At 39.1% G+C, this 15,919-nt stretch carries 15 protein-coding genes; 12 read left to right on the top strand and 3 right to left on the bottom strand.

What is annotated here, in order from left to right:
• Positions 1-16 precede the first annotated feature (16 nt).
• Positions 17-460 carry a PaaI family thioesterase gene (locus tag JHD79_RS18740; RefSeq protein ID WP_199120889.1) on the bottom strand — a complete coding sequence of 148 codons (444 nt, stop codon included), beginning with the start codon at positions 458-460 and terminating at the stop codon, positions 17-19.
• A 40-nt stretch (positions 461-500) separates the two neighbouring features.
• Between JHD79_RS18740 and JHD79_RS18735 the strand changes: the two genes are divergently transcribed.
• Positions 501-902 (top strand): OsmC family protein, encoded by a 402-nt coding sequence (locus JHD79_RS18735; protein ID WP_199120888.1) that lies wholly within the window; start codon positions 501-503, stop codon positions 900-902.
• A 3-nt stretch (positions 903-905) separates the two neighbouring features.
• On the opposite strand, the gene JHD79_RS18730 is transcribed toward JHD79_RS18735, so the two are convergent.
• Positions 906-1,916 carry an LLM class flavin-dependent oxidoreductase gene (locus JHD79_RS18730; protein ID WP_199120887.1) on the bottom strand — a complete coding sequence of 337 codons (1,011 nt, stop codon included), beginning with the start codon at positions 1,914-1,916 and terminating at the stop codon, positions 906-908.
• 8 nt (positions 1,917-1,924) lie between these two features.
• Positions 1,925-2,230: a helix-turn-helix transcriptional regulator gene (locus JHD79_RS18725; RefSeq protein ID WP_199120886.1), complete on the bottom strand. Its 306-nt coding sequence runs from the start codon at positions 2,228-2,230 to the stop codon at positions 1,925-1,927.
• 180 nt (positions 2,231-2,410) lie between these two features.
• Here JHD79_RS18725 and JHD79_RS18720 point away from each other — a divergent pair, with 180 nt between their 5' ends.
• The 11 genes from JHD79_RS18720 to JHD79_RS18670 all read left to right on the top strand — a co-directional run.
• Positions 2,411-3,097: a response regulator transcription factor gene (locus tag JHD79_RS18720; protein WP_199120885.1), complete on the top strand. Its 687-nt coding sequence runs from the start codon at positions 2,411-2,413 to the stop codon at positions 3,095-3,097.
• 1 nt (position 3,098) lies between these two features.
• Positions 3,099-4,460, top strand: coding sequence for a HAMP domain-containing sensor histidine kinase (locus JHD79_RS18715; RefSeq protein WP_199120884.1), 1,362 nt, complete (start codon positions 3,099-3,101; stop codon positions 4,458-4,460).
• Between the two features lie 58 nt (positions 4,461-4,518).
• Positions 4,519-5,778, top strand: coding sequence for a TolC family protein (locus JHD79_RS18710; protein WP_199120883.1), 1,260 nt, complete (start codon positions 4,519-4,521; stop codon positions 5,776-5,778).
• A 6-nt stretch (positions 5,779-5,784) separates the two neighbouring features.
• Positions 5,785-6,879, top strand: coding sequence for an efflux RND transporter periplasmic adaptor subunit (locus JHD79_RS18705; protein WP_199120882.1), 1,095 nt, complete (start codon positions 5,785-5,787; stop codon positions 6,877-6,879).
• Positions 6,880-6,907: 28 nt separating this feature from the next.
• Positions 6,908-10,027 carry an efflux RND transporter permease subunit gene (locus tag JHD79_RS18700; protein WP_199120881.1) on the top strand — a complete coding sequence of 1,040 codons (3,120 nt, stop codon included), beginning with the start codon at positions 6,908-6,910 and terminating at the stop codon, positions 10,025-10,027.
• A gap of 220 nt (positions 10,028-10,247) precedes the next feature.
• Positions 10,248-11,432, top strand: coding sequence for a sensor histidine kinase (locus tag JHD79_RS18695; RefSeq protein ID WP_199120880.1), 1,185 nt, complete (start codon positions 10,248-10,250; stop codon positions 11,430-11,432).
• Between the two features lie 5 nt (positions 11,433-11,437).
• Complete coding sequence (locus JHD79_RS18690) at positions 11,438-12,139, top strand: LytTR family DNA-binding domain-containing protein (RefSeq protein ID WP_199120879.1); 702 nt, start codon at positions 11,438-11,440, stop codon at positions 12,137-12,139.
• A 14-nt stretch (positions 12,140-12,153) separates the two neighbouring features.
• Entirely contained in the window at positions 12,154-12,399 is a 246-nt protein-coding gene (locus tag JHD79_RS18685; protein ID WP_199120878.1) for a PqqD family protein, read from the top strand.
• 64 nt (positions 12,400-12,463) lie between these two features.
• Positions 12,464-13,513, top strand: coding sequence for an ATP-grasp domain-containing protein (locus JHD79_RS18680; RefSeq protein ID WP_199120877.1), 1,050 nt, complete (start codon positions 12,464-12,466; stop codon positions 13,511-13,513).
• A gap of 13 nt (positions 13,514-13,526) precedes the next feature.
• Positions 13,527-14,870: an alanine racemase gene (locus JHD79_RS18675; protein WP_199120876.1), complete on the top strand. Its 1,344-nt coding sequence runs from the start codon at positions 13,527-13,529 to the stop codon at positions 14,868-14,870.
• 6 nt (positions 14,871-14,876) lie between these two features.
• Positions 14,877-15,919, top strand: a 1,043-nt coding sequence (locus JHD79_RS18670; RefSeq protein WP_199120875.1) for an urea transporter, incomplete at its 3' end; no start/stop codon positions are given.

Raw genomic sequence — 15,919 nt, 5'->3', positions numbered from 1 at the left:
TAAAACCAAATAAAAGCTATCCTATGTTCAACATATTAGAATATCCTTTTGCAATTAATCTATTTTTAGAAGGTAAAAACACCTCGCATTCTAGGTTAATAATTGCTCTTCCCTGCTTTATAATGCGTGTTTTTGCGGTAATCTGATCACCTTCCTTTGCGGGTGCAAAGTAATCTATATTATTGTTAACGGTAGTATAAGCCTGCGCTAAATTTAGGGTATATACCGTTGCCCCAATCAGGTCGTCGATAATTCCAGCCGTTATTCCACCATGTAAAATGCCATAAGGATTGGTCATTTCCTTTCGAACGATATAGCTACAATGTAATTCCCCTTTAGCTGCACCTAATACAACAGGCTTCAACCAATTCATAAAGTGGGACGGTGACTGCGTTACTTCCTGACCTATAAGTGACCTGAATAACGCCAACCTTTCGTTAACCTTATTTTGTTGTTCCATTTGGATCATTTTTTGTTAAATTTAAAGAAATATTAGCTGTATGAGCAAAAAACAAATTACTGCAATAGTAGAACTCGATCAATCTAAATATAAAACAAAAATATTTGCCGACGGCCATTTTATCTATGCCGATGAGCCGGAGGAACTTGGTGGAACCAACGAAGGCATGCCTCCAGGCGCACTCTTACTGGCCAGTTTAGGCAGTTGTACAGCCATCACCATTAGCATGTATGCCAACAGAAAACAGATCCCTTTGGAAGGCATCAGGATCGATTTGGCCATTTGTCCTGAGGATGAAATGAAAGAAGGTACAGTGATTACCAGAAAAATTGAATTCAATGGAAATATAGACGACGAACAAAGAAAGCGCCTAATGCTCATTGCCGATAAATGTCCAATACACAAGATATTAAGCAATCCTATCCAAATTATTAGTTCATAAGGATTACTTACTTTTTAATACTTCTGCGACCAGTTCATAAGACCTTAACCTTGCCTGATGATCATAGATATGTGAGGTAACCATTAGCTCATCGATCTGGCTATGGTCCAAAAAGGATTGAAATTGATTTTTCAGCTTTTCTGGACCACCAATAAAAGTAAAGTCGAGCATTTGTTCTACAGCCGCTTCTTCCATATCGTTCCAAACCCCTTCCATATGGTCTACAGGCGGCTGTAAAAGTCTACGTTTATTGGTTACGATTCCCAAAAACAACATTTTTAACGAAGTAGCCAATTTTTCTGCCTCTTCATCAGTAGCTGCTGCTACCACATTCACACAAGAAAGCACATAGGGTTTACTTAACCCAGCCGATGGCCGAAAATTCTGACGGTAAATCTTAATGGCTTCAAAAAAGTATGTTGGGGCAAAATGACTGGCAAAAGCATAAGGTAGACCATAAGAAGCTGCCAAGTGTGCACTTTCGGTACTTGATCCCAAGATCCATATGGGCACATTGGTTCCTTCACCTGGAATAGCCCTCACCTTACTATCGTAATTATCATCGCCCAAATATCGTTGTAACTTCAGAACATCCTGAGGAAACTGCTGGGGTGAATGAAAGCGTTCCCCCCTTATTTCAAATGCAGTCAGCTGATCGGTACCAGGTGCTCTTCCAAGACCTAGATCTATCCGATTTGGATATAGCGTAGCCAAGGTACCAAATTGCTCGGCTATGACCAAAGGTGTATGATTAGGCAGCATAATACCACCCGATCCAACCCTAATTGTTTTGGTGTGTCCTGCAATATGGCCAATCAGTATCGATGTGGCCGAACTGGCCACACTTATCATGTTGTGGTGTTCTGCCAGCCAATAACGCTGATAACCTAATTTTTCAACATGCTGCGCCAACGATACGCTATTTTCAAATGTGTTGGCGATGCTTTTTCCTTCTATAACGCCCGCCAAATCCAAAACCGAATATGGCAATGCCGATAATTTTTTATTACTCATGTGTATTTTTATAAAGTAGATGAAATCAATTGGCCCAGTTTTGCTATAGCAGTTTCATTTCTTTTATAGTAAGTCCACTGCCCCACCCTTGTTGCGGACACCAAGCCTACGCGATGCAAGAGCGACAAATACGCTGAAATGGTAGATTGGGTCAAACCCGATTTCTTTTGGATATGGCCCACACAAACTCCTATATCATCTATGCCACATGCCGATTGGTAATCAGGAAAATAAAATTCCGGGTCCTTTAACCAGGTTAAAATCTGCAGCCTAGTCTTATTTGCCAATGCCTTGAACAGTTCAACTTGATCCATGCTACAAATATATATCGACTTTTCTCGATATACCAATAATAAGCAAAGAGATGACAGAAGAAGGATAAAGCTAGAACCAATTTGCCTTTATATAGTGAAACCAGAACAGGTGTTTTGATAGCTGAAAAGCTATTCTAAAAAATTAAATACCTTTGTTATTCTTACATTGATAGAAAAGCTATGTACAAAATTGGATTGGCAGAAGATGATCAAAAGATTGCGAAGTTGATTAAAGAGGGGCTGGAAGAAAATGGTTATGAAGTTACGGTGTTTCACAGTGGGACGTTTGCTTTGGAAACATTTATCAGAGATCAATTCCAGCTTTTAATTTTGGACGTGATGATTCCAGATGTGACCGGCATAGAAATCTGTAAGGAACTACGTAAACGAGAGATCTATACCCCCCTCTTGATGCTCACCGCTCTTGGTACGGTTGACGACAAAGTTAACGGCCTGGATGCAGGCGCCGATGATTACCTGGTCAAACCCTTCCATTTTAGGGAATTATTGGCCAGAATTGAAGCTTTATTACGTCGACAGCACTTTGGCCATGATGTTAGCAAACCCGCCCATGCCCTATTACAGTTTAAAGACCTCACCCTAAATACCCATAGTAAAGAAGTTAAACGTGCACAACGCAGTATTGAATTAACGGCAAAAGAATTCCATTTATTGGAACTTTTCCTTCTTAATCCCAACCGGCTGCTTTCCAGACAATATATTGCCGAACAGGTATGGGACATCAGTTTCGACACCGGCACAAACGTAGTTGATGTTTATGTAAACTTCCTGAGGAATAAAATCGACAAAGGTTTTGATAGTAAGCTGATCCATACCAAAATTGGTATGGGCTATATATTAAAATAACATGAAGATTAAAGATCGCCTGGCCTTGTATTTTACATTGGTAAGCACTATAACCTTATCGGCAGTGCTGTTTGCCATCTATTTTATCTTCATTAAATTTTTGGAAAGCGATTTTTATGACCGGCTAAATGACAGGGCATTTATCATAGCCAAACTTTACCTAGAGGCCGACGAAATCTCGTCAGATTCTTTACAAAAAGTTAGAAATGAATACCTAGAAACTCTACATGGCGAAATCGTTAGGGTTTACGATTCAAAAAACAAAGCCAGATTTATCAAGGATAATCAGCAGTTTTGGACCCGTGAAACGATCAACCAGGTTAGAAAGGCTAAGAAAATTCGTTTTAAAGAAGGGTTGAGACAAACCGTCGGTATTTTTTATAAAGACAATCAAGGTGATTTTGTCATCTTAGCTTCGGCCATAGACCAAAGCACCTACTCTAGAATTGGAAAATTGAAGACTATTATGTTGGCTACATTTTTCATCATTACTTTAGGATTGTTGTTATCATCCAGATGGATTGCCAACCGCATTTTAAGACCATTGGATATTTTTATTAATGACGTAAAGGGCATCAAATCCAGCAACCTCCATTTTAGGGTACGGGAAGGCAAGAACAAAGATGAAATCAACCTATTGGCGCAGAACTTCAATCAGTTGATGGCACATTTGGAACAGGCATTTGTCTTACAGAAAACCTTTGTGGCCAATGCTTCTCACGAACTGCGTACGCCTATTACCAGTTTATTGATGAGTGCAGAGCTTGCCCTCAGCCAAAACAGAAGTACAGCAGACTATCAAAAGGCCCTGCAATCGGTTATCGAAGATGCCGAAAAAATGGATGCGATCATCAATAGTCTGTTTAACCTGGCACAAGCCGATCTAGAATTTGGTTCTTCTACTACAGAACACCTTCGTATTGATGAGCTTTTATGGGAACTGCAATCGCAATGGAACCATAAAAATTCGACTGGAAAACTTTTTATTGAAATAGCCGATTTATCAGAAAATCCCAACGACCTCATTCTTTCTATTAACAAAAACCTATTGGAAATTGCCCTAAATAACATCATTATTAATGCCTTCAAATTCTCTGGCCAACAAGATGTACACTGTTTATTAAAAGCCAACGAACAGTATATTCAAATAGAGATCAAAGATGTAGGGATCGGTATTGATGAAAGTGATAGGCAGCACCTATTCAAGCCCTTTTATACCTCAAGTAAACAAAATGCGCATAAGGGTAATGGAATGGGGCTCTATATGGCACAGAAAATTATTACATTAGCCAAAGGACATTTAGATTTCATCTCTTCAAATGGCTTGGGCACTACTTTTATCGTAAAGTTCAATAAATTTTAATTCCATTTTAATTTCGATTTAATTCAGCTTTAATTCGGTAAAAATAGCTTTGCCGTCTATGAAGATAAAGCTATTTCTTTTACTATGCTGCACAGCTATCGGCCATATTTGCCTAGCTCAAGACACCCTGAAGTTAAGTCTAAACGAAGCAGAGAAATTATTTTTATCCAATAACTATGAGCTTATTCTGGCCAAATACCAGATTGAACAGGCCAAAGCGGATGTGATTACGGCCAAGCTGTTTGACAATCCGGAAATTACCCATGAAAACCTTTTCTATAACCACGAAACCAAGCGTTTCCTGGAAACCTCGTACGCTACAGGACAATTCAATACACAGATCTCGCAACTCATCAAATTGGCAGGTAAGCGCAACAAAAATATCCAACTGGCCAATACTGCCGTAAAATTGGAGGAATACCAATATTTTGACCTGATCAGAACATTACGATATCAGTTACGTAGTAGTTTCTACAAACTATTTTACCTACAGCAATCGGCCAAGACCTACCAAAAACAACTAGATGCCTTAACACAATTATTGAATGCTTCGGCTCAACAACTTAAATTAGGCAATATAGCTAATAAGGACCTGCTTCGCATTAAATCTTTGGCATACAACTTAAAAGCAGAACAAAATGCCATAAAAGGGGAAATAGATGAATTGGAGAATACCATTAAATTACTTACAGGACTAAAACCATCTGTCAACCTAATGGCCCAAGCCCCAAACATTGCGCCAACAGCCATTAACGACCTTACCTATATCCACATTTTAGATTCTGCAAAAACAAACCGGATTGACCTTAAAGCTGCCAAATCTGGTATCACCTATGCCGAACAAAACCTCAAATTACAGAAGGCCAACGCCATTCCCGATGTACAATTATCGTTAAGCTACGACCTAAAAGGGAGTTATCCAGAAAAATATACAGGTATTGGCATTAGCATGCCCATTCCATTATTTAACAGAAACCAAGGAGAGATCAAAAAGGCCAAAATAGCCATTGAAGCACAAAATGTCAACTACCAGCAGATAGAGAACACCCTATCCAATGAAGTTTTCAAAGCCTATAAAAATGCTGTGCGTGTAGAAGATCTTTTTCAGCAGTTAGACCCAAACTTCCAAAGGGATTTCCAACAATTGCTAGATGAAGTGACCAAAAATTTTACCAAAAGAAATATCAGCTTGTTGGAATTCCTAGATTTCTACGATTCCTATAAAGAAAATACCCTACAGTTCAACCAACTCCAATTCGAACGCTTAAATGCTAAGGAAGAACTCAATTTTGTTACTGGATCCACCTTATTTAAATAAATTATAATGTATTTTTCATCATCAAAGAACTATGTATTGGCATTGGTCGTCGTTGCCATTAGCCTGCAGCGTTGCACCACAGCCAGCGAGACCACTACCAATGATAAGTTTGAAGTTACCGACTCGCTCATCAGTAAACTGACTATAGACACTGTACAGTCTCCCAATAATCTTACCGTGTTAAATTTTTCTGCCAAGATTACGGCAAATGAAGATCTTCAGGCTGTCATCTATCCAATGGTTAGCGGTACCATTGGCAATGTTAACGTTAAAATTGGCGACAAAGTAAGTAAAGGCCAATTATTAGCTACAGTGGCCAGTAGCGAAATGGCTGGCTTTGATAAGGAGGCCGTTAGTGCCGATGCTGAGTTAAGAAATGCAACAAGGGCCTTAAAACAGGCAGAAGAACTTTATCATAGCGGCCTAAGCTCAGCCAAAGAACTGGAGGAAGCCAAAAATGATTTCACCATTAAGCAATCGGAGGCACAGCGAGCAAAAACGATTTTAAAGTTAAATGGCGGCAATACCAAAGGCAATTATCGGATCATATCGCCATTATCGGGCTATATCATTGAGAAAAATATAAGCAACTATATGCAGTTAAGGCCTGACCATGAACAGAGCTTATTTACCGTTGCCGACTTATCCAATGTCTGGGCCGTCATCAATATTTACGAGTCTGAAATAGCCATGCTAAAAGAGGGAGACGAAGTAGAAGTTGCTGTGCTATCCTACCCAGACAAGGTATATAAGGGAATGATTGAACGCATTTATAATACCATTGATCATGAAAGCAGGGTAATCAATGCCAGGGTCAACATCAAAAATAGCGGCTTCAGTTTAAAACCAGGTATGATGGCCACGGTTAAGGTATTCTCTAAATCAACGGTCGATCTTCCTTCGATCAGTCCAAAAGGGATCATCTTCGACGAGAATAAAAATTATGTTCTGGTTCTCGATCCTAAACAGAAAATACGCATACAAGAAGTAGAAATTGGCCGTAAAACCACTGATCGAATTTACATTAGCAAAGGTTTAAATGCTGGCGATAAGGTAGTGGCCTCTAAACAGGTTTTCCTTTTCGAAAGCTTAAAGAACTAATCCCTTCCATCCCCCTAAACATTCAGTAATGAATAAATTGATCAAAAAAATCATTGGTTTTTCCTTAAAAAACAAATATTTCATCTTTTTCACCACCTTTATCCTCATTTTGGCGGGTTATCTTAGTTTCAAGAAAACAACCATCGAGGCTTTTCCCGATGTAACCAATACTAGCGTAACCATTATTACGCAATGGCCAGGTAGAAGTGCAGAAGAAGTAGAAAAATTTGTGAGCCGACCATTGGAAATTGCCATGAACCCAACCGAAAAAAGAACCAGCATACGCTCTTCTTCCCTATTCGGTCTATCTATTGTTAAGATCACTTTTGAGGATGATGTGGATTATGCCTTTGCCCGTGTACAGGTTAACAACCATATCGAAGATGCCGATCTACCAGATGGCGTAAAAGCAGAGGTACAACCTCCATATGGTCCTACCGGAGAAATTTTCAGGTATACTCTTTTCAGCGATAAAAAATCGGTTAGGGAATTAAAGACTTTACAGGATTGGACCATACAAAGGGAACTGCTATCCGTTTCTGGCGTGGCTGATGTGGTGAGTTTTGGCGGTGAGGTGAAAACCTACCAGATCACCGTAGATCCACAAAAAGCCATACAATACAATGTGAGTGCCACCGAATTGTTCGAAGCTGTTTCCAAAAGTAATATCAATGTAGGCGGCGATGTAATTGTGCAAAGCGGACAAGCTTATGTGGTACGCGGCATAGGCGTACTCAATAATATCGACGAAATTAAAAATGTGGTAATTGATAATTATAATGGCACGCCCATTTATGTGAAAACCATTGCCGAGGTTACCGAATCGGCCCTACCTCGTTTAGGCCAGGTGGGCAGGGATGCAGATCCAGATGTAGTACAGGGCATTGTAGTGATGCGGAAAGGCGAAAACCCCAGCGAGGTCATCAAAAAACTCAAATTGAAAATTGAGGATATCAACAATAATATTTTACCTGATGATGTAAAAATCAAAGCATTCTACGATCGTGAAGACCTCGTTAATTTTGCTACCCATACGGTTATGGGCAATATGCTTGAAGGTATACTTTTTGTTACCGTCATCGTATTTCTTTTCATGGCCGATTGGCGCACTACATTAATTGTTTCTATTGTTATTCCATTGGCACTTTTATTTGCTTTCATCTGCTTAAAGCTAAAGGGCATGTCTGCAAATCTACTTTCTATGGGCGCCATAGATTTTGGGATTATTATAGACGGCGCTGTAGTTATGATAGAGGGAATATTTGTAGTGCTAGATCAAAAAGCCAAGGCCGTTGGCATGCAAAAATTCAACAAGATAAGCAAGTTAGGTCTGATCAAAAAGGCCTGTCTGGAAAACGGGAAAGGTATTTTCTTTGCCAAGTTAATCATCATTACAGGTTTGATGCCTATTTTCGCCTTTGAAAAAGTGGAGGGGAAAATGTTTTCTCCTTTAGCTTGGACCTTAAGTTTTGCCCTACTAGGCGCATTACTACTTACCTTTACCTTAGTTCCTGCATTGGCCAGTGTGTTGCTAAAGAAAGATGTAAAAGAAAAACACAATATTTTTCTTGAATTTATCACCAAACATACCCTAAAGATCTATGATACTTGCTTTAGGCATAAAAAGTTTGTTTTTTCATTATCCATTGGAATATTGATCATTGGCGTAATGAGCTTTAAATTCTTGGGCACGGAGTTCTTGCCCAATCTCGATGAAGGCTCTATTTATGTAAGGGCAACAGGACCATTAAGTATCTCGCTCGATGAAACCAAGAAGCTATCAAACGAAATGAGAAAGATATTCTTGAGCTTCGAAGAGGTAAAACAGGTGCTCTCCCAAACGGGAAGGCCCAATGACGGCACAGACGCTACGGGCTTTTACAATATGGAATTCCATGTAGATATCTACCCTAAAAAGGAATGGAAACGCAAACAGACCAAAGAACAGCTCATTGAGCGTATGCAGGAGAAACTGAAAGGATTTCCGGGCATCAGCCTGAATTTCTCGCAACCTATTTCCGACAATGTGGAAGAGGCTGTTTCTGGAGTGAAAGGTTCTATTGTGGTAAAACTGTTTGGCGATAATTTCGAATTCATTGAGCAAGAAGAAGAAAAAATATACCACATTCTAAAAACAGTAAATGGAATTGAAGACCTGGGTATTTTGAGAAATTTAGGTCAACCAGAGCTACAGATCAATCTCAATCAACAGAAAATGGCTTTGTATGGTGTAAGTACGGCAGATGCCAATGCCGTTATTGAAATGGCCATAGGAGGTAAATCTGCCACGCAAATCTACGAAGGGGAAAAAAAGTTTGACCTGATTATCCGTTATCCGGAAGATTTCAGAAACGATGAAAGTTCCATTGCCAATTTACGCATCCCTACCATTTCTGGTTCAAAAGTGCCTTTGGGTGAAATTGCCAAGATCAAGAAGATTACAGGCCCAAGCATGATCTACAGGGATAAACACAAACGTTATGGCGCCATTAAGTTCTCCATTAGGGGGCGTGATATGGGAAGTGTAATTGCCGAAGCCCAAAAAAAGGTAGAAGAAAAGATTAAACTCCCCAAACCATACAAATTAGAGTGGGCAGGCGATTTTGAAAACCAACAAAGGGCCACCAGTCAGCTTTCCAAAGCAGTGCCCATTAGTCTTCTGTTAATATTTTTTATCTTGTTCATTTTGTTTGGCAATGCCAAAGATTCACTACTGGTCTTAAATAACGTCCCTTTCGCTATGATTGGTGGTATTCTGGCCTTATTAATTACGGGCATAAACTTTAATATTTCAGCTGGCATTGGCTTTATAGCATTATTCGGTATCTGTGTGCAAAATGGGGTAATTCTCATCACCAAATTTAAGAGCAATATTACCGAACTGAGGCATAGAGCAGACTGGAACTTTTCAGATGCCATTAAAGATGGCGTAGCCAACCGTATGCGCCCTGTTATCATGACAGCGCTCATGGCGGCCATAGGTTTATTGCCTGCAGCACTTTCTACCGGTATAGGTTCTGAAGCCTCAAAACCATTGGCCATAGTGGTGATAGGTGGTTTAATTACCAATACACTATTTAATCTATTTGTTTACCCTATTGTATTCTATTGGAGCTATAAAAAGAAAGCAAAACTAGAGATGCACTAAAACAATTATATGACAATTTTATCTCTAAATTCCTAATATAAAAACCATTCAGCCAAATTTGTATAGTCTTTTGCCGACACATAATTCACGTTTATCGGCACATTGAAATAGACTAGGCAAATTTGGCTGTCCTTTGGTTGGTATTTGATAATCAAGGTGCACTGTCCACATCCTTATCCAGGAAAGTATAATAGAGAGAAAATTATCATTAATTTGTACCATGCAATTTTTTAAAACACCAACCTTTTTTGTTCACGTAGCAGGTTGGTTATTGTTTTTAACTTTTCCTTTACTGTTCATCAACAATGAACAGTCGGGTTTTAGCAGCTTAATTTTACTCTCTTCTCCTTATTATTGGCTATTCTGCCTCACCTATATCCTTATCTTCTATATCAATACCTTACTATTGATACCCCAATTTATCTTCCACAAAAAACACTTGGTTTATGGCCTATTATTTTTTGTTTTATTTGCTTTTGTGTACTATGCACAACCCTACAATAATTTATTGGGCCATAACACTTCGGTAATCAATGCTTTAAAGGGCGAAACCAATAGTCCCTCAAAAGGATTGAACCAATCTATATTCGGAGATAAAAGCAAGGTAGGCCCCCATACGGGCATGCCCTTTGGACCACTGCCCAACCAAAATCTACGCATGCAGGATCCCAACTTAAAAAAGAACAAGGGAATTTTGGACCTTCACCAATCCAATAACATTGACATGGTAAGCCTGTTCATCTTTGTCATGATCATGGGCATTGGTATTGCCACCAGTACCGTAAAACGTTGGCAAAGTACCGAACGAAAGGTGGTAAAAGCCGAAAGCGAGAAAGCTACCGCAGAACTCTCCTTCTTAAAGGCACAAATCAATCCACATTTTCTTTTCAATACCTTAAACAATATCTATACATTATCCATCATCAATAGTGAACATACTTCGGAAAGCATTATGAAACTTTCTAATATCATGAGGTATGTCACTGACGACGTGACTAGAGACTTTGTAAAGTTAAACGACGAAATAGACTGTATAACAGACTATATAAGTTTACAAAAAATGCGTTTAGGCAATGAGGCAAATGTTGATTTTAAAGTGAGCGGAAATCCTATCGGAAAAATTATAGCTCCGCTAATTTTGATGACCTTTATAGAGAATGCTTTTAAATATGGGGTAACCAAGAAAGAGCAGACCGTTATTACCATCCATCTTGATATTACGCCTCAACAGATTAATTTTTACTGCAAGAACAAAATACATATGCATAAATCCAATCTGGAACGTACCGGCATTGGAATAAGCAATACCCTTCAGCGATTGACACACCTTTACGCTAACCAACATCAACTAGATATTGATCGTGAAGCTAATTTTTTCATTGTAAAACTGGCTATCAACTGTTAAAAATTATGACTCTAAAATGTGTAGCAATTGATGATGAACCCTTGGCGCTTGAACTCATCAAGACTTATGTAAAACGATTTCCTTCTTTGGAAATGGTACAGACTTTTGAAGATGCCATTTCTGGTGCAGAGTTTTTGAACCACCAACAGGTCGATCTACTTTTCCTGGATGTAAATATGCCCGACATTACAGGTGTTGATCTTGCCAGAAGCCTGACCAATAATCCAATGATCATCTTTACCACAGCCTATAGGAATTACGCCTTTGAAAGCTATGAGCTACAGGCGCTAGATTATCTTTTAAAGCCCATAGACTTCAAACGGTTTACCGTAGCCATTGAAAAAGCCATTGATTTTCAAAAATACAAGTCTGCTGCCAAAGACCCTGCTACAGATGAGGCTATCTACGTCTATTCGGAATATAAAATGGTAAAAATAATGCTTAAGGACATCGAATATATTGAAAGTATGGGCGATTACCTTAAAATATACCAGACCAAAGCAGACAAACCTCTACTTACCTTATTAACCTTGAAAAAAATCTTGGAAAAGCTGCCAAAACAACAATTTGCCCGTGTGCACAGAAGTTTTATTGTGGCCAAAAATAAAATCAAATCCATTCATCATAAAAAGATAAATTTGGCCCATGCCGAATTGCCTGTGGGCGACGCTTATAAAGACTTTATTAATCAACAAAAAGGTATATAACAATTTAAAGAGTTATGGTTAAACTAAAAAGCAATATCGCAACAAGTGAAAATGGGTTCATTTTTAACCCCAGTACTGGCGATTCATATACCAGCAATCCTATTGCCGCTGAAATTATTGCACTATTGAAGAATGGTTATACAGCCGATGAGATCAAAATACAATTATTAGAAAAATATGAAGTGGAACGTAAACAACTGGAGCGGGACTGGGATGATTATATCCTACAGCTAAGAGAAGCTAATTTACTAGCCTTATAAATGCTTATGCCTATTATTCATCAATTTACAACAAATAGAATTATACTTCAACAGATCCTATAACATGACCAACCCTCCAAAAATTTGTGTAGCCCTTACAGGACTCAATGCCATTGATAATCCAGGTTCGGGATTGGGAGTGGCTAGGGCCTTAAAAGAAGACTTTGGGGAAAACATTAGAATTATTGGACTTGCCTATGAAAATCTGGAGCCAGCCATCTATCTAAAAGAACAAATTGACAAGACTTATAAAATCCCCTATCCTGCCGACGGAACTGATAGTTTATTAAACAGGCTAGCTTTTATCCAGCAAAAAGAACACATAGATGTACTTATACCCAACTTTGATGCAGAATTAACCAATTTTATTAAGATTGAAGGTCAACTGGCCTTGCTAGGCATTAAGACCTATCTTCCCAGTTTAGCACAATTTCAGCAAAGGGATAAACTTAACCTTTATGCTTTCGGTAAGGGTAAAGGCTTATGCATTCCTCCAGATATACAGATCAATAAGGAAACTGAACTGCATATGGCTAGCATAGACTTGGGCTTTCCACTGGTCATAAAAGGAAAATTTTATGATGCCATTATTTGCCATCATTTGGCCGATACGTACAAAGCCTACCATCAGCTATCAGCCAAATGGGGCTTGCCTATTATTGTTCAAAAATACATTAATGGCACCGAATTTAACATTGCAGGCCTTGGTGATGGTAAGGGGAATATCATTAGTGCCATCCCTATGCGAAAATTATTCATTACTGAAAAGGGCAAGGCTTGGGCCGGCATTAGCATTGAAGATGAAGCCATGATAGACCTGGCCTTCCAATTTGCCAAAGCTAGCCAATGGCGTGGAGCTTTTGAACTAGAAGTGGTGAAAGATCACGAAGGTCGTTTATTCATCATAGAAATCAACCCTCGTTTCCCAGCTTGGATCTATTTGAGCGTAGCTGCGGGACAAAACCAACCAAAAGCGCTAGTGCAAATGGCAACGGGCCAAGAAATAAACAAACTCCATGGCTTGAAGGGTGGCAAAATGTTTGTACGCTATGCCTGGGACCATGTGATAGATGTAGAAGAATTTCAGAAATTGGCCGCTTTTGGTGAACTTTAAAAGATTACGACTAATGAAACAACCATACGAAAGGCCTATTATAAAAAAAATGCATACCGGATTAATGGACAAATTCGGTAGGCAAAATAGCAAGGAACCCGTTAGCGATATTGAAGGCGTAACCATCGAGCAATTAGTGGAAAATTATGGCTCCCCGCTTTTTGTAATTTCGGAAAAACAGATTCGACGAAATTATCAATCGGCATTACGTGCATTTAATACGCGTTACCCAAAAGTTCAATTTGCTTGGAGTTATAAAACCAATTACCTCAATAGTGTTTGTCAAATCTTTCACCAAGAAGGGAGTTGGGCCGAAGTGGTATCTGGATTTGAATATCAGAAGGCAATTAATAATGGTGTAGTTGGACATCAAATCATTTTCAATGGACCAGACAAAAAAGAAGAGGAGCTTACATTAGCCATCAAAAACCAATCATTGATCCATATTGATCATTTTAACGAACTTGATCAGCTTATTCAGCTCTGTCAGCTCCTTAAGCAAAAAGCCAAGATAGCCATCCGGGTAAATATGGATACTGGCACCTATCCAATTTGGGACAGGTTTGGCTTTAACCTAGAAAATGAACAGGCATGGACGGCCATAAAAAAGATCAAAGAAAATCAGCTACTGGAGCTGCAAGGCCTACATTGCCATATTGGCACATTTTTACTTTCTACACAACCTCATGAAATAGCGGCCAGAAAGCTTAGCGAACTTGCCTTGCGCTGTAAGGCTGAATTGCAGCTATCTATTAAATATTTAGACCTTGGCGGTGGTTTTCCATCCAAGAACAACCTGAAAGGTACTTATACAGGAATAGATAGTATTCCTACCATTGATGAATTTGCCACAAGCATTACCGAAGCTATTCTAAATGCCGGCTTTCCAACTGAAGAGCTCCCCTTGTTGATTTTAGAAAGTGGCAGGGCCCTGATTGACGATGCAGGTTATCTTATTGGCTCTGTAATTGCCAATAAGCGTCTCAGTGATGGCAGAAGTGCCACTATTTTGAACTTTGGCGTTAATCTTTTATTTACATCGAATTGGTACGATCACCACATCAGCACCACAAAAGCATATAGTGAATATACAGAGGCGACCACCCTATTTGGTCCCTTGTGCATGAATATAGATGTGATTAGGCAACATATCGAGCTTCCGTTGCTTAATAAAGGAGATCATATTGTGGTACATAAAGTAGGTGCCTATAATATGACACAATGGATGCAATTTATACAAATGCGACCAGCTGTGGTGCTCATTGACCAGAAATCCAAGGTACATCTCATTAGAAAACCAGAAACTTTAGCTTACCTAGATAGCCATGAACAAATACCAACCCATTTAAACCCTTAGCTACATTTGAAGAAACAACTCGACCATTATTTCCATACCCTGGTAAACAGCTATGCCATTTTGTTCTTTTCCCAAAACAAAGTGTTTGGGATAATATTATTTGTGGCCTCTATGCTCAACCCTTCGGCAGGCATTAGTGGTTTGATCAGCGTTTCTCTTGCCATAGCGATGGTTAGTGCTTTAGGTTTCGATAAATCCATCAGCAAGACTGGCTTATACACCTTTAATTCGTTGCTATTGGGTTTAGGCTTTGGGGCATTTTTCGCGTTTAATGTACTGTTTTGGTTCTGGTTGGCACTTTCCTGCATATTCTGCCTGTTGCTAAGCATCAATTTTTCGGCATTTTTAGGAAAATACGAGCTACCCGCCCTCTCTATTCCTTTTGCCATTACCTTTTGGACCGTGCTTATTGCAGGCAATGGCTATGCAACTATGGGACTTATGCAAAAAGACAGTTATGTAGTTTTTGAGATCTATAGTGGCAATAAGATACATATTGACACTTTAAACCAATACTTGGAATATAGTAATATCTCCTATTTGATCAGCTTATTTTTCAGGTCATTAAGTGCCATCATCTTTCAAAACAGTATGATATGTGGCATTTTAATTGCTATAGGTTTACTGATCCACTCCAGAATTGCCTTTAGTCTTGTTAGTTTAGGTCTGATTGTGGCCCATACCATTAACCAGTATACAGGCATTTATCCAGATGGGATCAGTAATTATCATTTGGGGGCAAACTTCATGATGATCAGTCTTTCCATAGGTGGGGTTTACCTTATTCCCTCCAACCGCTCCTATATTTGGGCCATCATTGCAACCGCAGTAATGATATTGCTCGTCAATGGCTTATCTAGAGTGCTTGGAATATATAATCTACCTATCTTTTCTTTACCTTTTTCTTTGCTCACCATCGGGTTATTATACTTCTTTAAAGTAAGAAATCATGCCCATAAACTTCATCTCACCTACTTTCAAAACTATTCACCCGAGCTCAACCTATATCCTGTCTCTTATACACATCTCCGAGCCCACGAGACCTGCGT

The sequence above is a fragment of the Pedobacter sp. ASV28 genome (assembly GCF_016428855.1).
In the GTDB taxonomy this organism is placed as follows: domain Bacteria; phylum Bacteroidota; class Bacteroidia; order Sphingobacteriales; family Sphingobacteriaceae; genus Pedobacter.
This window is presented reverse-complemented; position numbering and strand designations above follow the sequence as displayed.